Below are 23,055 nucleotides of genomic sequence, written 5' to 3' on the forward strand. Positions count from 1 at the left end.
ACTATACACTTTACTTTAGTGTCAAAATTATAATAATGACAACAAATATCAGAATGTATATAACAGTAAAAAGAGTCATATTAAAATGAAGTCGATCATTCTTATAATTTTGATTGCAAACCTTTTATCGGCTTGTGCATTAGCACCAAAGCTAAAACAGCCTAATGATAGGAACCGCGTGCCTATTAATAAAACAATCCCTGCCGAAATCAAGCGAGGAGACAGATGAAAACAAAACAAGCAAAACCAGTGAAAGCCGAACAACTTAGAAGTTATTATGAAGAAAGCCGTGGCTTAGAACGTGATCTTATCAATGAATTTATAAGGTCGCGCAGAACGGCATGGCGTGTTGCGAGTACTGTGGGTCTTTTTGGCTTATTCGGTATGATATGTGGAGTTGTTGGATTTTCTCAACCAGCTCCAACTCCCTTAGTATTGCGCGTTGATAATACGACGGGTGCAGTTGATGTTATCTCAATCATGCGTGAACACGAAGAAAGCTATGGTGAAGTTGTAGATAGATATTGGCTAAACCAATATGTACTTAACCGCGAAACTTACGACTACGATACTATTCAACTGAACTATGACACAACAGCACTTTTAAGTGCGGCATCTGTTCAACAAGAATATTATAAAATCTATGATGGAGAAAATGCACGGGACAAAGTGCTTTCCAACAAAGCACGTATTACAGTTAAAGTACGATCAATCCAGCCTAATGGACTCGGTCAAGCAACTGTACGTTTTACGACTCAGCAACTTGACAGCAACGGTGCTGCTACTGGACCAAAACAGCACCAAATTGCAACAATTGGTTACACCTATGTTGGTGCACCCATGAAATCATCTGATCGATTGCTTAACCCCCTTGGTTTTCAAGTAACAAGTTACCGTTCTGACCCAGAAATACTGTTGAATGATTAAGGAATTGATTGTTATGAAAAAACTTGCGTTCGTTGTTCTATTGTCTTCGTTTTCTTCTCTTTATACGGTACCTGTGCAGGCGCTCAAAAGTCCATCAAATTCACAATATGATCATCGCATTCGCTATATAACATATAACGAAGCCGATGTGGTTCAAATTGAAACAGTTCTTGGTGTGGCAACACATATTATTCTTGAAGAAGGTGAACAGTACATAACTCATGCCTTTGGCGATTCTGAAGCCTATGCCTTTGCTCATAAAGGGCGGCATATTTTTATTAAACCAAAAGCAGAACTTGCCAATACCAATCTCATCGTTGTAACCGACAAACGGAGTTATAAATTCCGACTACAATTTCGGAATGACCGTGCGGGATCAACATATGAATTGGCTTTCCATTATCCCGATTCAAACGATGAAAAGTCAGAAGAAAACAATCGGCGCCTTGCGATTGAACGTGGTTTTCACCAAAGCGTCAACGGCTATAATCTCAGTTATACCATGAGTGGTCACCAAGATATTGCTCCGATAAATGCTTGGGACAATGGGCGTATTACTTACTTTAAATTTCCCGCTAACATGGATATGCCATCGATTTATGTCGTAGATGCTGAAGGTAATGAAAGCTTAATACCACGCACCGTTATCGGCAGTTCTAATGATATTATCGCCGTTCATAAGGTCAATCCTAAATGGCTTATACGGCTTGGTAAACGCGCTCTAGCTGTTTTTAATGAAGCCTATGACCCCAATGGCGTACCAAACACAACAGGGACAGTATCTTCGGTGGTTTATCGTATCAATAAAGGAGGAAAATGATGTTTGACAATAAGGAAGGAGAGGGAAAAGGTACAAAACTGGACAACGTCGAACAAAAACATATTGAAGGTACCTATGGAGGGTCCGAACTAGGTTCTGAACGTCGTCCAACAATTCCAGGTACCCGTGCATTGTTAATGGTAGGACTTATTGTCATAGTAGCGATACCGATTGCCTTGACTTGGAAAGCTTTTAAAATGCGTAATACCGTGGAGGTTGAGGAAGAAAAACCACAACAAATAGTACAGCAAATTATACCAAACTATGTCCCTCGGATTATAGAAGAGCCAAAGATTGTAGAAGAAGCAGAAAAATCAACACAAACAGAAGATTCAAACTTGGATATTCCACCGGCATTGAGTAAACTTCTTCAAACAGCCATTCCTCCACATATGCTCCAAGATTCTGAAGAATTAGCACGCAAACGTATGCTCAGTTCTAGCCTTAACAACGGTGGTAGCGAAGGATCTACAGATACAAATAATAAAGCATCGAATAATGATAGAGGTAATGGCGTATTATTTGATAACCTTCAGCCCGTGCGTTTAGGTCAATCACATGCGATGCAACTTCGTAACCGTGACTTTTTGATTACACAAGGAACGCAAATAGATTGTACGTTAGAAACAAAAATCATTACATCACAACCCGGAATGACGACGTGTCATTTAACACGCGATATTTATTCCACGAGTGGACGTGTTGTTTTGCTTGACCGTGGTTCTAAAGTTGTTGGTTTTTACCAAAGTGGCATACAACAAGGACAAACGCGCGTGTTTGTGCAATGGTTACGCATTGAAACGCCTTCTGGTGTTGTTGTCAATCTTGACTCACCAGGCACAGGTCCTCTGGGTGAAGCGGGTATTGGTGGCTGGGTTGACAGACATTTTTGGGAACGATTTGGTAGTGCAATTATGGTAAGCATTATCGGTGATTTAGGAGAATGGGTAAGAGGAAAAGTTGGTAAAAGCAGCAAAGAAAATAAAGATAACTCACAAAATAAAGGAGCTCAGAATGCTGAATCTATAGCAATCGATGTTCTTCAAAATTCCATCAATATCACACCAACACTTTACAAAAACCAAGGCGAACGAGTAAATATTTTTGTTGCTCGTGATCTGGATTTCAGCGATGTCTACAGTCTCGTCACACGTTAACCCGATACAAAAAGATCAAGCAGTTTTTCAGCTTCTGCAACCGCTTGATTGTTTTTTAGAAGATCCCACGATCACTGAATTATCGATTTGCCGCCCCTGTGAAGTATGGACGAAAAGCTTTAAGGGTTGGCAACTACACAGCGTACCAGAGTTAACAACCACTTTTTTGCAAACGCTTATTACAGCTATTATCGTTTATAACGGTATGGCTCCCAGAAGTATTAATTATGTGCTCTTGCCTGGTGGACAACGTGGTACAATTATACAAACACCAGCTGTTGTTGATGGTGCTCTTTCCTTTGTAATTCGTAAACATTCTCTCATAGTTAAAACGTTAGAAGAACTCAAAGAAGAAGGGGCATTTGACGATTTTTCTGATGTAAGTTTTAATAAGCCTTCAGCAAAAGAAGCCAATAACTTGTTATCGAGGCAGGACTTCACACGGTTGGAACCATTTGAAGTTCAACTCTTACAAAGTAAACGTGAGGGAAAAATTCTTGAATTTTTGGAAGAATGCGTCCTTCACAAACGCAACATTATTATTGCAGGCAAAACAGGATCTGGTAAAACAACATTTGCTCGCTCTTTAATTGAAAAGGTCCCTGTAGAGGAGCGTATTATCACAATTGAAGATGTTCATGAGCTTTTTCTACCCAATCATCCCAATCATGTACATATGATTTATGGTAACAATGTAGGCCGTGTTTCAGCTGAAGAATGCCTAGATGCGTGTATGCGTCAGTCGCCTGACAGAATTTTTCTCGCTGAATTGCGAGGCAATGAAGCATGGGAATATCTCAATTCGCTCAACACTGGTCATCCCGGATCGATTACAACAACGCATGCTAACAGCGCTTTGCAGACATTTGAGCGATGTGCCACCTTGATTAAAAGATCAGAAATTGGCCGGCAACTCGAGTTAGAAATGATAAAAATCGTTCTCTATACAACAGTTGACGTAGTGTTGTTCTTTAAAGATAGAAAACTCTCTGAAGTCTTTTACGACCCGATTTTTGCTAAATCAAAAATCGCTTAAGGGGAGCTTCCTCTCTCGGTAATATGAAGCAAACAAAAATAGCCGTAACTAATTGTTACGGCTATTTATTTAACTTTTCCTATTCTCTTTGCTTCTCCGATGGATTTTCTACACTCTTCATGAGGAAAAAAGTTAATAGACAACAACTCTACGAGAAAACCAAATTATACATAAGGTTCTCTTTATTCTCTTGCCTTTGATCATTCTTTCCATTTACCTTTTGAAAAAGTATCTTTGATGCAAAAAAGAAAAAATAGCTGCAAAATAAATATTTAAACAAAAGAAAAGAATAAATTTTGATTCGCCTATCAATGAAAGCTTCGTAAAATAGGTACTTTCGATCATCACAAATAATTATCGTCATCAAGACCAAAACTTACCGTTTAAAAATTCTAAGCGCTATTTTCAAGTGATTAATAAATATGTTTTTTAACCAAACAATCTCCAAATACGGAAAACCTCATACGAAATAAATTATCATTTCGATTTAGCATCCATAAACCACGTTCTATTTGGTAATAAAAAGTATAGTAGTATATACGACGTCTTCTTCGGACGAAGAAAGATTCTTAACCTCCAGTTGTTCGTAAACAACCAAATTTCTCTTAAGAAAGCTTTGCTAACCATATCACGTGGCTTATGTCCCTCTCCTAAAGATGATATCCATAGACTACATAAGGTAAGCTCTACTCTGAATATTCCTGCTCTCTTCTCTGCACCACAAAAAGCAAAAATTCCTAAAAGAACAGATCTACAATCACTCTTCTTAAGATGCATCACATTGTCTTATAAAGAGTGTTCATTATTTTGCGTGTTGGATAAAAGATCTTAGTACCGTAGGATTCTCTCATTTCAAAGCTGTTTATTAACCAAAACCATGTCTCTTGCACATTATAAGTAAATAAAGCCGTATAGAATGAAACTGTACAAAAAAGCACTAAAAATGCCTTTTATAAACCATCCAAAATGCCAAAAATTGTCACAACATTGGGAGTTTGCAAAGTGTCTAATGGCGCCCAACTTGTTCTTTTATGAAGTGTAAAAATGGAGATGCTCTATAAATTTTATATTATTCATCGGGGCTTTACCATTATACCATCCACGAACTCTGTAGTGAAATAAGCTTAGGCACCTTAAAGAAAGGTTTCTTAAAAACAAGCGTGCAAATTGACAAGCAAAGTGTATTTGGTTCGGGGCGTTCTGTTTTACATAAGGGTTTTGATCTTATTAAAGAACGAGAGAAACAAAAGCGTGAAGCAATGCGTAATCTCTATTATTTAAAAGACATTACTCTAGATGCTTTTGAAAGTCGTAAAGCAGAATTAAAAAATGATGCTAAAAATGGAAACTGGTTTGCACCTTTACAGCTTCATATTCTCCTCAAATTAGGCGGCTGTATAGCAACTTTCAAAGATTACGTCAACAGAGATACATAATACTCTTAACTCCCATTTGATAAGTAAAAGCTGCAACAGCAAAAGCTCTTTTAGAAAAACAACGCCATAAAGTCATTAATAAACCGGCAATGAATTGGAGAAATGTTCCAGATTTTTATCAAACACTCTGCAAAGCAACAATAATGATACAACTGGCTTTGCATCTGCTTATTCTTACAGGTGTTCGTACCCATCTCTTGCATCAATTCGTGAAGATCAGATTGAAGAGGATATATGAACAATTCTTGGCTCGAGAATACGAACGGTCTGCGTGATACTACAGGAGATTTCACATGCCATTATGATCACAAATATTAAAAATTTTAAAATAAGCACGCTTGTTTTTTCGCAATGATTTCTGTTTTCTGTAACCGGTCGTAGTCCTTATTAATGTGAATTTCCTATCACAATATATAAGAGAGATTAGACTAAAAACCTGTCCACGTAGATTTCGCTCTAGTTTACGTAATTGGCTAACAGACTCCACCTATCACACCTCAAAGGACGAAGCCTCTTAACACGCCACTGATCTGCAAACAATCCGCCCCCTCACCTAGCAGATTTCACCTTCTAACCACTCTAATTACCACATCCTAAATAAGATAGTGTTTTACAGCACAACAGAATAAATACCAAAACAATGGCTGATTATACCGTTAATACTTGGACACCTCTCTTTCATGTTAAGAAATATCTTTTATGCTAAAAAATAAAATAAAAAACACTTTTACTGCTTAAATAACTTTCTTCAGCATATATACAAGAAAAAATGAAATCCCCTAACATAATAAATAAGACCTAAATCTAGAAATCTCTATTTTTTATAGATAAAAACATATAAAATAAAAACCCACGAAACTCATAAAAATACAACATGTTTTCTTTGATGATTGAATTCATTCAACTCAAACGAACCTATAAACATCCCTTGTACCACATTCGCAACACGTGTTCTTAGAATTCTCACTAGCCTTTTCTAAATTTTTAGAAAAAACTATAAATTTGATATTTTTTAAAAACGTCTTATTTGCTCTTTAGTGAATTTAAATCTATGATGTTACAATATTTTTAAATTACTACCCCCTTAACTATATAATCTATCTCTACAATAGAGAAGGATTTTACGTTCTCCATTTTTTGAGAACTATAAATTTTGTTTTTTAATGCGATTAACAATCCAATCTTTAAAATAAAAAATATGACCTTTAAATATATAATGATATTATCAAAAATTCCTAATCCTTGAATATTAGCAATGTTTTCGATATTACAATAAATGTGTCGTAAAATGACGAATTGTCATAATGATCACTCCTTTGTATTTCATTTAGATAATTTACATGCGTTATAATATTTGTATCAGCATTTATTTTTGTGCTATATTTATACAGAGTAATCATTTTTTATAAAAAATGATTACTTAAATCTGCATCAAAGTATAAATTATGATGCGAATTTAATAAAAATAAAAACACATGGCATATTGATTTTATTGTTTTTACATAGAACGCTATTTAAAGTATAGTTTACTCGAAAGACTAATGCCTTTTTAAAGGCAATAATAACTATACTAACCGCCTCATAGAAGCCAATAAATTTTTAGAGATTAAGCCTCAAAGAGGCACAAAAACATGCACAATTTTCTATTTTTCTTTTTACTGTTCGTTAATCGGTCAAATTTCAAAGATAATATTCAACTATGAGTTTTCTGCTCAGCCATTGCAAGGATTGCTTCTACAAGGATTGCTTAATTTTTTAGGGATTACTTCACTTTTAGAATGATTATAGCTACTGCACCCTCATAAGCAGCCGATCTTCTTTTAGAGATTTAATTGCTAAAAGGAGATACAATTTTTTCCACCTTACGCTTTATTTTGATCAATCAGTAAATTTTCAAAGGCGGCGTTCAACCATGAGTTTTTTAATTTCAGCAATCGCTTTCGCTGGATTTAATCCCTTTGGACAAGTTTGCGCACAATTCATAATCGTATGGCAACGATAAAGGCGGAAAGGATCTTCTAAATTATCAAGACGTTCACCACACATCTCATCACGTGAATCCGCAATCCAGCGATAAGCTTGAAGCAAAACAGCGGGCCCCAAATAACGATCACCGTTCCACCAATAACTTGGACATGAAGTCTGACAACACGCACACAAAATACATTCATAAAGGCCATCGATTTTTTGGCGATCGGAGTGACTTTGTAACCATTCTTTTGCAGGTTCAGGAGAAACTGTTTGCAACCAAGGCTCAATGACTCGGTGTTGTGCATAAAAACGCTTTAAATCAGGAACCAAATCTTTAACAACCGGCATGGAAGGCAACGGATAGACCTTAATGGGATGTTTTACATCATCCATCCCTTTGGTACAAGCTAATGTATTGGTTCCATCAATATTCATCGCACATGAACCACAGATGCCTTCACGGCATGATCGACGAAGTGTCAAAGTTGGATCAATATGGTTTTTAATAAACAAAAGCCCATCAAGAATCATAGGACCACAAGCAGAACGATCCACATAATAAGTATCTAAATGAGGATTTTCCTCATCATCAGGCGACCAACGATACACGTGAAATTCCGTCAGCTTTGTAGCACCTTCAGGTTTAGGCCAAACCTTTCCCGGTTTTACTTGAGAATTTTTGGGAAGCTTAATTTGTACCATATTTCATTCTCCCCTTAATAAACCCGTTTTTTAGGTGCAATGCGCTTTAAATCGATCCCACCATCAGCTTCAGATGTTAACGGGTCCACATGGACAGGTCGATATGATAATGTCACCTTACCCTCTTTTGACAAATGTGAAATCGTATGTTTACGCCAGTTTTTATCATCACGCTCTGGATAATCTTCACGAGCGTGAGCGCCACGGCTTTCTGAACGTGCTTCGGCAGAATGAACAGTCATGATTGCATTCGCCATAAGATTTTCAAGCTCTAATGTTTCAACCAAATCAGAATTCCATATCAGAGAACGATCTGTGACTTTGAGATCCGACAATTCCCCCCAGATTTTATTCATCCGTTGACATCCCTGTTTCAAAGAATCTTCTGTACGGAAGACTGCTGCGTCTTCTTGCATCGTGCGTTGCATTTTTTCACGCAATACAGCTGTTGGTATTGCCCCTTGTGCAAAACGTAAACGATCAAAACGCGCTATAATTTCGTCAACAGCTTCTTCATTGATGGGTGGAATTTCTGCATTCCGATCAATAACTTCACCCGCGCGAATGGCAGCAGCACGACCAAACACCACAAGATCAATTAATGAATTTGACCCCAAGCGGTTAGCTCCATGAACAGAAGCACATCCTGCTTCTCCTACCGCCATCAGCCCTGGTTGAATACGATCAGGCGAATCAGCCGTTGGATTGAGAACTTCCCCGTAGTAATTGGTAGGAATCCCACCCATATTATAATGAACCGTTGGCAAGATGGGGATAGGCTCTTTTGTTACATCCACCCCTGCAAATATCCGTGCTGATTCTGAAATCCCTGGTAAACGCTCATGCAAGATTGCAGGATCAATATGATTGAGAACCAAATGAATATGATCCTTCTTAGGTCCAACGCCACGCCCTTCACGAATTTCAAGTGTGATACAACGCGAAACCAAGTCACGTGAAGCCAAATCCTTAAAGGAAGGTGCATAACGCTCCATAAAGCGTTCACCTTCAGAATTGATTAAATAGCCTCCTTCACCACGAGCTCCTTCTGTAATTAAGCAGCCAGAACCGTAAATCCCTGTCGGATGGAATTGCACAAACTCCATATCCTGAAGTGGCAATCCAGCACGTGCGATCATTCCACCACCATCACCCGTACAGGTATGCGCCGATGTCGCAGAAAAATAAGCGCGTCCATAACCACCGGTTGCAAGAACAACCATTTTGGCAGAAAAACGATGTATTGTACCATCATCGAGATTCCATGCCACAACCCCCGTACAAACCCCATCCGTCATGATGAGATCGAGTGCAAAATATTCAATAAAAAATTGCGCATTATGCTTTAAGCTTTGTCCATAAAGCGTATGCAAAATGGCATGGCCTGTACGGTCAGCTGCTGCGCAAGTACGCTGAACAGGCGGACCTTCACCAAATTGTGTCGTATGTCCACCAAAAGGACGCTGATAAATTTTGCCTTCTTGCGTTCGCGAAAAAGGAACGCCATAATGTTCTAATTCATACACAGCAGCAGGAGCATTACGCACCAAATATTCCATTGCATCGGTATCGCCCAACCAATCAGAACCTTTCACGGTATCATATAAATGCCACTGCCAATTGTCAGGTCCCATATTTGAAAGCGATGCAGCAATTCCCCCTTGTGCTGCAACCGTATGTGAGCGCGTTGGAAAAACCTTCGTAATACAAGCTGTCTTTAATCCTTGTTCTGCCATACCCAGTGTCGCACGTAATCCTGCACCACCTGCCCCAACAACAACAACATCAAATTTATGATCTACAGTGCGATAAGGGGCGTTACCTGCTTTAGCACCCAGAGATGATCCTGTACCCGCCATACTTGTTTAACCCCCTAATGCAATTTTCAAAAGAGAAAAAATAATGATACCACCTATGAGAAAACAAAATAAAATATTTAACGTCAAAAAGAATATCCGAAAACCTTCACGTGGAATATAATCTTCAATCACTACCTGCATACCAAGTTTCATATGATAAAGGACCGAAAAAGTCATCAATCCCATCAAAATAGCAACAATAGGATGTGCAAGTCTTGCACGCACAATACTATAATCCTTTCCCACAAGCGAAAGAATAAGAACAATAAAAAATATCAAAAGTGGTAGATTGATAAACCCCGTCAAACGTTCTAGCCAAAAATGCTCTGTTCCTTCATGAGCACTGCCACGCCCCCGTACTTTTCCAAGTTCCGTTCGAAAATCTTTTTTCATGTCTCTTTTCTCCCCCAGCTAAACAACGGTATATCCAATAATCCAAATCGCAAAAGTAACAATAAGAGAAATAAACACTGTCGCCCAAGCAGTGACTGTTGCCTTTTCTTTTGCCAAAAGGCAAGGCTTCAGATCCCAAACAATGTGGCGAACACCACCAACCATGTGATGAACCCCTGCCAAAGTATAAAGAAACAAAATACACAATCCAAACCAAGAACTATAAATTTCGTAAACTGTTCTAAATGTCTCCTCGCCACACGCAATAGCAATTAACCAAACAGCAAGAAAAACCGTTCCAACATAAAGTGCCATACCCGTAATGCGGTGTGCAATGGACATGGCCATAGTAATTGTCCAACGATAAATACTTATATGAGGGGAACGAGGGCGCTCTTTTATCCTAGTTGTCTCTATCATAAAATATCCTGACCTGGTTTATCATAAAATATCCTGACCTGGTTTTTGCAACCGCAATGAACGAGAAAGTTCGCGCAAAACGACTAAACATACTCTCTCGTTTTTACTTGTTTGGCATCTCAAGATACCGATATTACAGGTCGGTTGTCTCAAATAACGGATTAAAGGTCACGCATAAAAAAACCGATTACTCTCCGGATATGATCCGCAAAACTCGCCTTAATCTAATACACTTTTATCTTCACGTCAAAGGTCTAAAATCTTTTCCAAATATAAACAGACATTTTTTCAGATTAAACTTATCCTTTTGAGTATTCACGATATATGCAATAGTCTCTTAAACTGCACCCATAATTAAGAATAAAAAGAGGAAAAATTGATAGATTGAACATTTTTATGTCCACTCCAAGCCTTTTAAAAGGCAAAACGAATCAAGAAAGACACAAATAAGCGGCATAAAAGCCGCTTTTGCATAAAGTTTAGCCGATATAATCTTTACTCAGAAACTTGCTTTTCAACATCTGTGCTGACAGATGCTGCTTCTACTTTCTCAACAACCTTTTCAGCTTTTTTCCGATAATCTCTCTTTTCAGCGATACGTGCAGCTTTACCTCTCAAGCCACGTAGATAATAGAGTTTTGCACGGCGCACTTTACCACGGCGCACCAGCTCAACACCTTCAATCAAAGGAGAATAAACAGGAAATACCCTCTCCACCCCTTCACCATAAGAAATCTTGCGTACTGTAAAGGTCTCATTCAACCCACCGCCTGAACGCGCAATACAGACACCTTCATAAGCCTGAACACGCGTCCGTGTACCTTCTGTCACACGCACCATAACACGGACTGTATCTCCTGGCTGAAATGCTGGAAATTGGCGCTTTTCTTCAATTTTTGCACATTGTTCAGCTTCAAGCTGTGCGATAATATTCATTTCTTTTATCCTTCATGTTCTTTATCGAACAGTCAGAGCGCTCAACTCTTACCAAAAAAGCCTTTATTAAGAATAAGGAGCTCTTTAGGCTATGTCTTACACAGGAGCGAATACACCATTCCTTCATTTTAATTTTGGAACTACAGAAAACCTTTTATAAAAAACTCTCTAAAAAGAGAGCCATGCAATACACCACCTTATCATATGAATCAAGTTTTCTGATGATTTTTATTATAACGCGCATAAAGATCAGGGCGACGTTGACGTGTTAACAATTCGGCTTGGCTTTGACGCCAATCTGCGATCGCTTTGTGATGACCTGAGAGCAATACAGGCGGAATACCCCGCCCTTCGAAAAGAGAAGGGCGGGTATATTGCGGATGTTCCAGCAAGTCATTTTCAAAACTTTCACACCTTGCAGAAGCTGCATTCCCCATCACTCCAGGCAGAAGACGTATAATAGCATCTAAGATAACCAATGCAGCTGTTTCACCCCCTGAAAGAATATAATCACCAATAGAGACTTCTTCTAGTTCTCGTGCCTCTATGACTCGCTCATCAACCCCTTCAAAACGTCCACAAACTAACGTTACACCCGTATCACGAGCCAAGCTATGCGCGTAAGCTTGGTCAAAAGGACGCCCACGTGGACTCATCAACAATCTTGGCGAATCCTGTGGACAGCAGTCAAGAGCAGCCGCCAATACATCCGCCCGCATTACCATACCAGCTCCCCCACCAGCAGGTTTATCATCAACGCTATGGTGTTTGTCTAAAGCAAAATCCCTAATCTGTACCGTCTCCAGTGACCAAATTCCACGCTCTAAAGCTTGCCCTGCTAAAGAATACCCTAAAAAACCAGGAAACATTTCAGGATAAAGGGTTAAAACGCGCGCCTGAAATTTCATTTTATTTCTTATCCTTATTTTCTTAAACAGACTCTTAATAGCAAAAATAGCACAAACAAGACTTTTAACGCTATAGCGTTAATCTGAGTCTTCTTGATCTGCGCCATATTTAATACGATCCTTCTAAATACTTGCACTAAAAAAGACTCTAAAAATTCAGGACTATTTCGAGATAAAGTGCTTACAATATCTGCTCAAAAGAGCATTTTTAATATTTTCACACATTCCACTTTTTATTGACGAAATTCATCTGTTGTTTTTTACCTTCATCTTTATTTTTAGATTCAAGCTATTTCCTTTTTATCATTGTCTCCCCCATCAATTAAACCAGCGGCCATGGGATCAACAACAAGAAAACCAGAATCCATACAAATTTCTGGTACCGCCGCCTTACTAAAGGGAATAAGAACTCTTTTACCTGTATTCAAACGTATTTCAAGCAAATCACCAGCCCCGAAATTAAAAAAACCACACACTTCACCTAAGATTTTCCCCCCACAATCTTGGACACACAAGCCTATTAAATCGACTTGATAAAACTCATCCTCCATCAAATCATCAATTAATTGATCACGCGTCACATAAAGGCGAATACCTTTTAAAGACTCAGCCGCATTACGATTTTCTACCCCTTTAAAACGTACAATCGCCTTATTTTTTTGTATGCGAAGAGTTACAATTTCATAAGAACGCCCCATATCATCATAAAGAGTGCTGTAAAACTTGAAACGCTGTGGCTCAGCACTTAGAATTTTAACAAAAACATCTCCTTTTATACCATGAGGCATACCAATAATGGCAAGATAGACTTTATTTTTAAGCTTTTCTTTATTATACTTCATGCAAAAATATTATCTCTCAAAAATGAACCCTTCAATCTTATAGTTTTCTATTCAATCTTGTTGCCATATGAGACAATCTTCTAAAAGACCTTTCTTGGTAACAAAAAACAAATTAATAAAGGAGAAAGTCTTATGGCAAATATTATGCTATTTTACAAAGATATCACACCAATCAACAAAATTTCCCATAAAAATCTAAAATTTGCTCCTCCAACTGATATGTCTTTTGCCAAGGATACTCATTGGGTTCCTTTAGCAAGTACTGAATATTTTCAAGCAGCGCTAGACTATCCTATTTTATTTATGTGCGCCGAAGATGAACAAAAAAAACGGCACTACACATCCGCAGCTCTTGTCGGTCTTTCTAATGACGAAAATGACTATATCGCTTCTGATAAAAGTTGGAAAAACAATACTTATGTTCCAGCTTTTGTCCGTCGCTATCCTTTTGTTTTGGCACAAATTAGCAATGAAAAAGAACTTTCTGTCTGCTTTGATCAACAGTCCGGTATGTTTAATGAAGTTGCAGGAACAGAACTTTTTAATTCCGATGGCTCTATTTCTCCTTTTATGGAAGAACGTATTCGCTTTCTTGAAAGTTTTAAAATCGCTATGGAGAAAACCTCTGAGTTTATTGATGCTCTTGTAGAAATGGATCTTCTAAGCCAAAAATCCATCAATGTGAAAAACGATAAAGGTCTCTCAGCGCAATTGGAACATTTTTGGGTTGTTGATGAAGAAAAATTGAATAAATTATCAGCAAGCCAACTTGCCAAACTTCATAAAAATGGCTTTTTAGGATTAATTTTTGCGCATTTGATGTCAACACACAATCTTGTGAAAATACTCTCTCTCAAAGGTGAAAAGCAACTTATCAATCGTGAAGAGCAACCCCAAAACAAGAATGGTCATTCTAACGATGAAAAATCTAAAAAGAAAGAAACTCTCAACTAGATAATGCCCATCAAAAACGACAAGAGAAAAGATGAAAATATTCCTCTCATTCCAGCAGACCATGCAATTTTAAACGCAAGGAAAAATTGGTTAGAGTGTCTTACCCAAACACGTCGTATGTCAGCACAAACAGTGCAAGCCTATGAACGTGATACGCGGCAATTTTTGTCTTTTCTCTGTCAACACTTAAGCCATACACCAACCCTTACAGATCTTGCTCATTTACGCATCAGTGACTTGCGTGCTTATCTTGCTTATCGGCGTACAAACAATGTAAGTGCGCGCTCTTTAAGCCGCGGAGTAGCAGGCATCCGTTCTTTTTTCAAATACTTATCACGTGAAGGAATCGTCAATGTTCCCGCAGCTCAACTTATCCGAAGCCCCAAACACCCCAAATTGCTCCCAAAACCTTTAGCGATAAAATCAGCACTTCACATAGTCAAACAAGAAAATCAACTGGAAAATGAACCTTGGATTAGCGCTCGTAATGCTGCTGTCCTCATGCTTCTTTATGGCTGTGGAATGCGAATATCAGAAGCCTTAAGCCTCACACCAGAACAATTTTCTGATCCTAAAAAAACAAGTTTATTTATAACAGGAAAAGGCGGCAAAACACGCCTTGTTCCTCTCATCAAAATTGTTTACGAAGCTGTACAAAATTATCTCAAATGTTGCCCATATCCTTTATTGGATAACCAACCCATATTTCGTGGGGCGCGAGGCGGTCCCCTACAGCCTGCCATTATTCAAAAAGCTGTCCGTAATTTACGTGCAAGCCTTGGTTTACCAGAAACTGCAACGCCTCATACACTGCGCCATTCTTTTGCCACCCATCTTTTATCACGGGGGGGAGATTTGCGCACGATTCAAGAACTTCTTGGGCACGCTAGTCTTTCCACCACACAAATCTATACCCACGTCGATACAGACCATTTGTTAAAAATCTATCAAAAGGCCCATCCCCGTTCCTAAAAACGTCTCATCAAAAAATTAGAGTGTTTCAACCTCAAGTGCCAAAGCATGAACACAAGTAGCTAACTCTTCTTGTAAAACTTTATAAATCGCTCGATGTATTTCTACGCGTGTCATATTAGAAAAAGAAGAAGATAAAATTTTCACTCGAAAATGTGTTTCTCCTTTACCATCAAAAGCATGTTCATTATGAGGATGCCCCTCATGAAGATGACTTTCGTTAATCACTTCAAGCTTTTGCGGATGAAAAGCATCCTGAAGCTTTCTCTGAATTATTGTTTCTATAAACATTTTTCATTCCTCAAACAAAATGAACGTGCAAAGATACACCTTTTTCATAATAGAATAAGTGTGAAAACAAATTTTTCAAAAGTCAATTCTTGTAAAATTAATCAATTTTGCATAAACCAATAATATGACAATAACATCTAAATTATTCGATTCAATTCGCATAAGCTCAAATAAAAAACAAAAAGCTGAGCCAGAAGCACAACAGTGTCAGTGGGAAGGTTGTGAAAAAACAGGGTCCCATAAAGCACCAGCAGGTCGAAATCACGAAGGACAATATTTATATTTTTGTATTGAACACGTACGCGCCTATAATAAAAATTTTAATTACTTCTCTGGTCTTAGCAATAAAGATATCGCAAAATTTCAAAAGGATGCTCTCACAGGACATCGTCCGACATGGCCTACAGATCTGAGCAATGGTACATCGAAAAAAACAGCCGCGAATTATGCAAAGATTCGCTCTGGAACAGCTGCCTATCAAAATCGCATGCGCGATCCCTTCACGCTTTTTACTGGGCAGCATTCAAACAATAAGTTCTCACGAAAATTAAAGCCCTTAGAAGCAAAAGCTTTTGATACACTGGGACTACAGGCAAACGCTTCAGCAGAAGACATCAAAATGAAATATAAAGAGTTGGTAAAAAAGCACCATCCTGATTCCAATGGTGGTAATCGTGCTTCAGAAGAGCGCTTTCGTGATGTTTTACATGCTTACAATTTGCTAAAAAAGTCTGGTTTGTGCTGAAAACATGCGCTTATATGAGTCTATTTTCATTTAGACCATCATTATTTGCGCAAAATGTTACTTTTTTTGCAAAACATTATAGAATACGTAAAAAAATCTTTCTTCAATATCTAAGGCTCTCATTATAGAGCATTGCATAAATACTTTAACTCTTGTATCGTTTCTAATGAATAAATAGCGTCCTCTCCCTTCCAGAAACATAATGACAAATCTTACCGTTGAAAATTTGCCCGATATTACACTTTGTGCTCGCGATCTATTTCATATTGAAACAGATCTGAAAGTCCCTGCTTTTAGCACAAAAAGTCCCCATGTTCCTGATATCGATCCTGATTATCTTTTTGATCAGCAAACAACTTTAGCGATTCTCGCAGGTTTTACCTTTAACCGCCGTGTAATGGTTTCTGGCTATCACGGTACAGGGAAATCAACGCATATTGAACAAGTTGCTGCACGTCTTAACTGGCCTTGTCTTCGCATTAATCTCGATAGTCATGTAAGTCGTATCGATCTTGTAGGAAAAGATGCTATCGTTTTAAAAGATGGCTTACAAATCACTGAATTTAAAGAGGGCATTTTGCCATGGGCTTATCAAAATAATATTGCTCTTGTTTTCGACGAATATGATGCGGGGCGTCCCGATGTTATGTTTGTCATCCAACGCGTTCTTGAAACCTCTGGAAAACTAAGCTTACTTGATCAAAGCCGTGTCATCTCTCCACACCCAGCATTTCGTCTTTTTGCAACGGCAAACACCATTGGTCTTGGTGATACAACCGGTCTCTATCATGGTACCCAACAGATCAATCAAGCTCAAATGGACCGCTGGTCTATTGTTACGATACTCAATTATTTACCCCATGATAAAGAGGTTAATATCATTTGTTCAAAGGTCAAATCTTTTCAAACGGCTGAGGGAAAAAAGACAATTTCACAAATGGTTCATGTTGCTGATATGGTACGCCAATCTTTTATCAATGGAGATCTTTCAACTGTCATGAGTCCACGTACCGTCATTACTTGGGCAGAAAATACAACAATTTTTCAAGATGTCGGCTTTGCCTTCCGATTAACCTTTCTCAATAAATGTGATGAACTCGAACGTGCCACTGTTGCAGAATTTTATCAACGCGCCTTTGGACAAGAGCTTCCCGAATCACTCATTCATGGTGTTTCGCCTTAAGGAATCTGTCACTCATGGCTACCGATATTGGCGACAACAAAAATCCGGCAAAAGATTCTTCCAACAACACTCTTAATGCTGAAGCTTTTAAAAAAGCACTTTCCACCTGTATGCGTGCGATTGCAGGCACAAACAACCTTGAAGTTTCCTTTAGTCATAACCGACCATCTTTAAGCGAAAGTTGCGCGCGTTTACCAGAATTACCTCAATACGCAACGAATAAAGACATCACTATTACCCGCGGACTAGGTGATTCCATGGCTCTGCGCAAAGCATGGCATGACAACCGCATTCACATGCAATTTTCTCCACTAGAATCAGAAGCACGTGCTGTCTTTGATGCCCTCGAACAAACACGTGTTGAAGCAATTGGTACTTTAGCCATGGAGGGACTTGCAAAAAATCTTGATGTCATGCTCGCCGATAAATACAAAAGAGCCCATTATCATAAAATTAGCAACCAAAGTGAAGCCCCCATCCAAGAAGCGATTGCACTTTTATTGCGTGAAAAAATAACAAAGCGCGCAGCTCCAAGAGAAGCGGGTTCTGTCTTAGAATTGTGGCGTAAAGAACTCGAACAAAAAGCAGCATCACAACTCAATGAACTCCCACATCATATTTACAACCAACAAGCTTTTGCACAGATTGTTCGCCAAATGCTTGTTACACTCAAAATGACAGTGCAACAAGCTGAAGCTTCTAACAGTGAAAACAATAAAAAATTAAAAAATGCGTGTGAACCTCAAGACCAAAGAGAAGAAGAGAGTAAAAACAAAAAACACGCTCAAAGTGAAGAACAAACCAGCACTGAACAAGAAAGTGATGTGCAAGATGATGGAAAAACACAAGCGACACAATCAAACAACAATGATCAAGCTGACGGCGAGCAAAAAAATGGACCTTGGCAAGAAAAGCCGAGCAAACCCAAACACCTTTTTTCTGATTCGGAACAAATGCAAAGACTTGGCAATTATAAAATCTTCACCCGTCAATTTGATGAAATTTTGGAAGCAACAGATTTTTGTTCTGAAAACGAGTTAGATCACTTACGCCGTTATCTTGATAAGCAAATCAATCATCTGCAAAACATCGTTGGACGTTTAGCAAACCGTCTCCAGCGCCGCTTGATGGCGCAACAAAATCGCAACTGGAACTTTGACCTTGAAGAAGGATATCTTGATACAACACGGCTTCCACGTCTAATTATTGACCCCATGCAACCCCTTTCTTTTAAAATGGAAAGCAACACCCAATTTCGGGACACAGTTGTTTCACTCCTCATTGATAATTCTGGCTCAATGCGCGGACGCCCCATTAGCGTTGCTGCAAGTTGTGCTGATATTTTGGCACAAACTCTTGAACGTTGTGGTGTCAAAGTTGAAATTTTAGGTTTTACCACCAAAACTTGGAAAGGGGGAAAATCGCGCGAACAATGGCTTACCCAAAACAAACTCCATAATCCTGGACGCCTCAATGATTTATGCCATATCATCTATAAAAGTGCTGATACCCCATGGCGTCGCGCACGACGCAATTTAGGTTTAATGATGCAAGAAGGATTATTAAAAGAAAATATCGACGGAGAAGCTTTAATTTGGGCTCATCAACGCCTTTTATCACGGCGTGAACAACGTCGTATCCTCATGGTCATTTCTGATGGCGCTCCTGTTGACGATTCGACACTATCGGTCAACTCCAGCAATTATTTAGAAAAACACTTACGCGCAGTGATTCAAGAAATCCAAACACACTCCCCTATTGAACTCATTGCCATTGGAATTGGTCATGACGTCACACGTTATTACCAACGTGCTGTAACAATTATGAATGCTGAAGAACTTGCCGACGCCATAACAAAACAATTAGAAATACTTTTTAGTGATAAAAGAACTCATATTCATAAGAAATAAACCTGCCTTGAATCAGCAACGATTACATTTAAAAAATTATTTCTATCATTAAACCATTGGAATTTGATGGCTAACAACCTGAGAAGATAATCCCACAAATTGAATATCGAATTTTAAAGAAGCTTCTACTTTACTGGATGCATTATGAGCTCTAAAAGAAATGCTCCAACCATCTTCAAAAATTGTAATGAGTTTGTTTTTACTTTCTGGTTATATTGCGACTGATAAAGTTTTGCTTAGAACTTTCCATTTACGACCATATCCCAGAGTACCATTCAAATTCAAAGACTGAATAATCACCCATTTTTGTCTCGATCTTGTGTTATTTCATTATATTGAAATACACGTATATAGAAAAATATCTCCACTAGACATAGCTCTAAAATGCTGCTCTCACAGAAAATATAATACCTAAACTTTCACCTTCAGTAATACAAAAAGATAAAAGTTGTATTTATTATACGAAAAAAAAGAGGATATTTTAAACACTAAGAATTTCTTTATAAAAGAATCGGCATAAATGGATTCATAGCAATTTTTCGGCAAAAATTGCTAAAGCAAGCGAAAGCCAACCTGTCCCCTAACCTTCCCAAAACAGTACTCACCACGGGTGATCTATCAACATAAGCTCCCATCTCATGGATAAAAGAAAAAATCTTTACTCACATAAAATATAAGAAAAACACGAAAAAAAATATTACTTCATTCACGAAAAAGAACACACCATTATATATCTTATCCGCACTCCTACATTCTTCCTTGCTTCCAAGCTTATTTCACAACAGCGCCCATATATGGCATAATGCAAAATCCAGAATCATCCTTTACTTTACAAGCTACAAGCCAAAAGCAGAATCCTACTTTCAAGTTTCCAATGTTTTTAAGATAAATCAATATACTTTCAGCGCCTAATATTGCACTTTTATTGCATTAAAGCTCTTCATAAGAAGTATTTCTTTCTCAAATGACGTTGTCCGCACGCCAATTCCTCTTATAACATAGGCAAGCAAATGATTTTTATTAACTCAATATAAGAATATTTAAAACGCGTAAAATTTTATGATATTGGGCTCTTTCACTCAAATGAAAAATATAAGTTATCATTTTAAATCAATCTATTAATAAACATCAGTTGCAATTTCTGTCACATTGAATCATTTGTAAAAGCATATTTAGCCCCTTCTCAAACAAATGACTTTATCTTTTCCTCACAAGAGAATTTTGAAATAAAAAAGCGTTTTGTGTTGGAGTTCTTACTTAAGTTGGTAAATGATAAAGTATCCATTATAACTAACGTGTCACACCAAGCATAGCGTACAATTTTCTTGGCTTCAGGAAAACAAAAAGACAAAAATCCTTATTTGTGACAAACAAAAGAGGAATCATCTTTTGAATGACATTGATAAAGAGGAAGCTTTACGATGTTAAGAATTGTCCCATAAGGAATCAACATCAACAGACTCATAATAATTTTTACCGAAAAATCACCAAAAGCAAGCGATAGCCAAACTGGCATGCCTATCCCTCCCAAAACAGTACTCTCCACCAGTGAACTATCTGCATACCCTGTTATCTTATCAAAAACAGCAAACGAGCTAGAAAAAGCAAGAGCAAAAAACAGCACTGTATCCAAAGCTGAACCAACCAACGCTGCTGCTAAAGGTGCTTTCCACCATGTTTTACGTCGCAAAGGAGTAAAAACCACAATATCAAGGAGTTGCCCAAATAAAAATGCAAAACTAGAAGCAAGTGCAAGCCGTGGTGTCGCCAATATCCAAGAAACAAAGACACCCGTAAAAAAACCAGCATAAACCACACGCCGCGCAGCAGATGGACCATAAAAACGATTGGTCAAATCATTGATTAGAAAAGCAAATGGATAGGTAAAAGCCCCGTAAGTCAACAGCTCATTCAAATCAAACCAATAGACAGGATATTGAACTAAAATATTAGAAGCCGTGACAGCAAGGCACATTGCAAAAATAGAAAAAACAACATACCTTTTCTTTTGCTGTTCTAATAAAAGACCGCTTGAAGACATTTTTTTAACCTGGGATATGGAACCAATAAAATGAAACGATCAACCTGCAAAAAACTTAACTTCTAGAACAGAAAACCGAAATCAAAGCATTAATAAACCAAAAAGAATGGCGCTAACAATTATGCTGCCTGTTCAGCCTTTTGCTCACCTTCTTGCTCAGCTTTTTTCTTAATGATTTGGCGTTTTAGCAAACGCGCACGTTGCGACAACTCTTTATCGTCTGCTTTAATCAAAAAACCATCAAGACCACCGCGGTGCTCAACAGAACGCAATGCATTTGCTGAAATACGCAAGCGATAACTTTGCTGTAACACCTCTGAAATCAATGTCACATTGCAAAGATTTGGTAAAAAACGACGCCGAGTCTTATTATTCGCATGGCTAACATTATTACCATACAGAACCGTCTTCCCTGTCAATTCACATGCACGAGACATAAACTTCACCCTTAAACTCTAAGAAACTTTCAAATCCCCATACCCAAAAGACACAATGAACGCAAAACACGCGCAATGCAACCTTGAACGGGCATCATTGGGAAGTTTCTTTCTAATAGGGGGTCGACAACAAAAGGTCAAGTCTTTTATAAAACCTTTTTCATCTCTTGTTGGCTCATTTTTCATCTTTTTCCTCAATAAGGCGTGCAAATTCTGCCAAAAAGCGTACAAAATGTTTCTTTTAATATACACCATGTTAGAATGAAAGCTTATTGTCCTGAAAGGAAATATAAATCATGAGTAAACAAGAGTCCCCCATGACAAAGCTTCAAGAAAATCCTAACCGTTTTTCTTCTTTTTTGTTTGGAACTTTATGTGTTTGTTTTTTTCTTCTCTTCAGCGCATTAGGTATATGGCAAGTACAACGGTTAAACTGGAAAACAAATCTTATCACCAGTACCAATCAGCGCATTCATTTACCCCCCATAAAAGCCCCTCCAAAAAATCAATGGTCAGATGTTACTTTTGAAAAATATGAATATCAACCTGTTATTATCACAGGAAAATTTTTAACAGATAAAAATATTTTAGTCACGGCTGCCGCTCAAAATACTACAGGCTATTGGGTTTTGACTCCCTTACAAACTGCTGATAATATACTGATCTTTATCAACCGTGGCTTTATCCCCATGGATGAACGTAACAATTTTCAAAACACAGAGCAATCGCATACAAATGCCTTATCTCAGCAAAATTCTACCACGGACACAGAACAAACAACGATTATAGGTTTATTACGCATGAGTGAAAAAAATGGATTTTTCCCGCGTAAAAATAATCCTGACAAAAATTTATGGTATACGCGCGATCTCCCCGCTATGGCACAAAAACTTGGTTTGTCCACTGTTGCCCCTTATTTCATTGATGCCAGAAAAACATCTCCACAAGCAAAACTTCCCGTCGTTGGTCTTACGATTATCCATTTTCGAAATAATCATCTCGTTTATGCAATCACGTGGTTTATTTTAGCTGCTGGTGTATTAGGAGGTTTTCTTTTTCTGCTACGGCAAAAAAACTAAAAAAAAAAATACCTCTTCCATCTCAAGTAACAAAAA

The 23,055-nt window shown here is 38.1% G+C and carries 22 protein-coding genes and 1 pseudogene; 12 read left to right on the plus strand and 11 right to left on the minus strand.

Going from position 1 to position 23,055, the window contains the following annotated elements:
- Positions 1-85: 85 nt before the first annotated feature.
- From ACFIK4_RS04505 to ACFIK4_RS04530, 6 genes are all read left to right on the plus strand, one after another.
- Positions 86-229 carry a TrwH protein gene (locus ACFIK4_RS04505; RefSeq protein WP_273790050.1) on the plus strand — a complete coding sequence of 48 codons (144 nt, stop codon included), beginning with the start codon at positions 86-88 and terminating at the stop codon, positions 227-229.
- Positions 226-927 (plus strand): virB8 family protein, encoded by a 702-nt coding sequence (locus tag ACFIK4_RS04510; RefSeq protein ID WP_375606007.1) that lies wholly within the window; start codon positions 226-228, stop codon positions 925-927. Before ACFIK4_RS04505 ends, ACFIK4_RS04510 begins: the two co-directional genes overlap by 4 nt.
- A gap of 13 nt (positions 928-940) precedes the next feature.
- The gene (gene virB9 / locus ACFIK4_RS04515; protein WP_375606008.1) at positions 941-1,747 is read left to right on the plus strand and encodes a P-type conjugative transfer protein VirB9; all 807 of its coding nucleotides are present in this window, start codon (positions 941-943) and stop codon (positions 1,745-1,747) included.
- Positions 1,747-2,904, plus strand: coding sequence for a type IV secretion system protein VirB10 (gene virB10 / locus ACFIK4_RS04520; protein ID WP_375606219.1), 1,158 nt, complete (start codon positions 1,747-1,749; stop codon positions 2,902-2,904). Before virB9 ends, virB10 begins: the two co-directional genes overlap by 1 nt.
- Positions 2,879-3,940: a P-type DNA transfer ATPase VirB11 gene (gene virB11, locus ACFIK4_RS04525; protein ID WP_375612249.1), complete on the plus strand. Its 1,062-nt coding sequence runs from the start codon at positions 2,879-2,881 to the stop codon at positions 3,938-3,940. The genes virB10 and virB11 overlap by 26 nt, the downstream gene beginning before the upstream one ends.
- A gap of 1,160 nt (positions 3,941-5,100) precedes the next feature.
- Entirely contained in the window at positions 5,101-5,376 is a 276-nt protein-coding gene (locus ACFIK4_RS04530) for a hypothetical protein (protein WP_375668537.1), read from the plus strand.
- Positions 5,377-7,269: 1,893 nt separating this feature from the next.
- Here the strand turns inward: ACFIK4_RS04530 and ACFIK4_RS04535 are convergent.
- From ACFIK4_RS04535 to rimM, 7 genes are all read right to left on the minus strand, one after another.
- Positions 7,270-8,049, minus strand: a complete 780-nt coding sequence (locus ACFIK4_RS04535) for a succinate dehydrogenase iron-sulfur subunit (protein ID WP_005774220.1) — start codon at positions 8,047-8,049, stop codon at positions 7,270-7,272.
- A gap of 14 nt (positions 8,050-8,063) precedes the next feature.
- Positions 8,064-9,908 (minus strand): succinate dehydrogenase flavoprotein subunit, encoded by a 1,845-nt coding sequence (gene sdhA / locus ACFIK4_RS04540; protein WP_375620955.1) that lies wholly within the window; start codon positions 9,906-9,908, stop codon positions 8,064-8,066.
- Positions 9,909-9,914: 6 nt separating this feature from the next.
- Complete coding sequence (sdhD, locus tag ACFIK4_RS04545) at positions 9,915-10,301, minus strand: succinate dehydrogenase, hydrophobic membrane anchor protein (protein ID WP_375612246.1); 387 nt, start codon at positions 10,299-10,301, stop codon at positions 9,915-9,917.
- Between the two features lie 18 nt (positions 10,302-10,319).
- The gene (sdhC, locus tag ACFIK4_RS04550) at positions 10,320-10,721 is read right to left on the minus strand and encodes a succinate dehydrogenase, cytochrome b556 subunit (RefSeq protein WP_375606014.1); all 402 of its coding nucleotides are present in this window, start codon (positions 10,719-10,721) and stop codon (positions 10,320-10,322) included.
- 495 nt (positions 10,722-11,216) lie between these two features.
- Positions 11,217-11,657 (minus strand): 50S ribosomal protein L19, encoded by a 441-nt coding sequence (rplS, locus tag ACFIK4_RS04555; RefSeq protein ID WP_375612245.1) that lies wholly within the window; start codon positions 11,655-11,657, stop codon positions 11,217-11,219.
- A gap of 209 nt (positions 11,658-11,866) precedes the next feature.
- Positions 11,867-12,565 carry a tRNA (guanosine(37)-N1)-methyltransferase TrmD gene (gene trmD / locus ACFIK4_RS04560; protein WP_375612244.1) on the minus strand — a complete coding sequence of 233 codons (699 nt, stop codon included), beginning with the start codon at positions 12,563-12,565 and terminating at the stop codon, positions 11,867-11,869.
- 284 nt (positions 12,566-12,849) lie between these two features.
- Positions 12,850-13,407: a ribosome maturation factor RimM gene (gene rimM / locus ACFIK4_RS04565; protein ID WP_375618306.1), complete on the minus strand. Its 558-nt coding sequence runs from the start codon at positions 13,405-13,407 to the stop codon at positions 12,850-12,852.
- A gap of 132 nt (positions 13,408-13,539) precedes the next feature.
- Between rimM and ACFIK4_RS04570 the strand changes: the two genes are divergently transcribed.
- Positions 13,540-14,361: a SapC family protein gene (locus ACFIK4_RS04570; RefSeq protein ID WP_375612242.1), complete on the plus strand. Its 822-nt coding sequence runs from the start codon at positions 13,540-13,542 to the stop codon at positions 14,359-14,361.
- Positions 14,362-14,364: 3 nt separating this feature from the next.
- On the plus strand, positions 14,365-15,333 hold the full coding sequence (locus ACFIK4_RS04575; protein WP_375638443.1) for a tyrosine recombinase XerC: 969 nt from the start codon (positions 14,365-14,367) through the stop codon (positions 15,331-15,333).
- An 18-nt stretch (positions 15,334-15,351) separates the two neighbouring features.
- Here ACFIK4_RS04575 and ACFIK4_RS04580 read toward each other — a convergent pair whose 3' ends face one another.
- On the minus strand, positions 15,352-15,624 hold the full coding sequence (locus ACFIK4_RS04580) for a BolA family protein (protein ID WP_375612716.1): 273 nt from the start codon (positions 15,622-15,624) through the stop codon (positions 15,352-15,354).
- A gap of 124 nt (positions 15,625-15,748) precedes the next feature.
- Between ACFIK4_RS04580 and ACFIK4_RS04585 the strand changes: the two genes are divergently transcribed.
- From ACFIK4_RS04585 to cobT, 3 genes are all read left to right on the plus strand, one after another.
- Positions 15,749-16,369, plus strand: a complete 621-nt coding sequence (locus tag ACFIK4_RS04585) for a J domain-containing protein (protein ID WP_375612239.1) — start codon at positions 15,749-15,751, stop codon at positions 16,367-16,369.
- A 202-nt stretch (positions 16,370-16,571) separates the two neighbouring features.
- Entirely contained in the window at positions 16,572-17,552 is a 981-nt protein-coding gene (cobS, locus tag ACFIK4_RS04590) for a cobaltochelatase subunit CobS (RefSeq protein WP_375612717.1), read from the plus strand.
- A 14-nt stretch (positions 17,553-17,566) separates the two neighbouring features.
- Positions 17,567-19,462: a cobaltochelatase subunit CobT gene (gene cobT / locus ACFIK4_RS04595; protein WP_375628610.1), complete on the plus strand. Its 1,896-nt coding sequence runs from the start codon at positions 17,567-17,569 to the stop codon at positions 19,460-19,462.
- Positions 19,463-19,510: 48 nt separating this feature from the next.
- Here cobT and ACFIK4_RS04600 read toward each other — a convergent pair.
- The 3 genes and pseudogenes from ACFIK4_RS04600 to rpmB form a co-directional block, all read right to left on the minus strand.
- A pseudogene (locus tag ACFIK4_RS04600) lies at positions 19,511-19,657 on the minus strand (HaeIII family restriction endonuclease); the annotation flags it as partial.
- A 1,162-nt stretch (positions 19,658-20,819) separates the two neighbouring features.
- Positions 20,820-21,503 (minus strand): VUT family protein, encoded by a 684-nt coding sequence (locus ACFIK4_RS04605; protein ID WP_375612236.1) that lies wholly within the window; start codon positions 21,501-21,503, stop codon positions 20,820-20,822.
- Between the two features lie 119 nt (positions 21,504-21,622).
- Positions 21,623-21,940 (minus strand): 50S ribosomal protein L28, encoded by a 318-nt coding sequence (gene rpmB / locus ACFIK4_RS04610; RefSeq protein WP_375612235.1) that lies wholly within the window; start codon positions 21,938-21,940, stop codon positions 21,623-21,625.
- Between the two features lie 296 nt (positions 21,941-22,236).
- Between rpmB and ACFIK4_RS04615 the strand changes: the two genes are divergently transcribed.
- Complete coding sequence (locus tag ACFIK4_RS04615) at positions 22,237-23,019, plus strand: SURF1 family protein (protein WP_375675172.1); 783 nt, start codon at positions 22,237-22,239, stop codon at positions 23,017-23,019.
- The last annotated feature ends 36 nt before the right edge of the window (positions 23,020-23,055 follow it).

The organism is Bartonella sp. AP9QHHD (assembly GCF_042195625.1).
In the GTDB taxonomy this organism is placed as follows: domain Bacteria; phylum Pseudomonadota; class Alphaproteobacteria; order Rhizobiales; family Rhizobiaceae; genus Bartonella.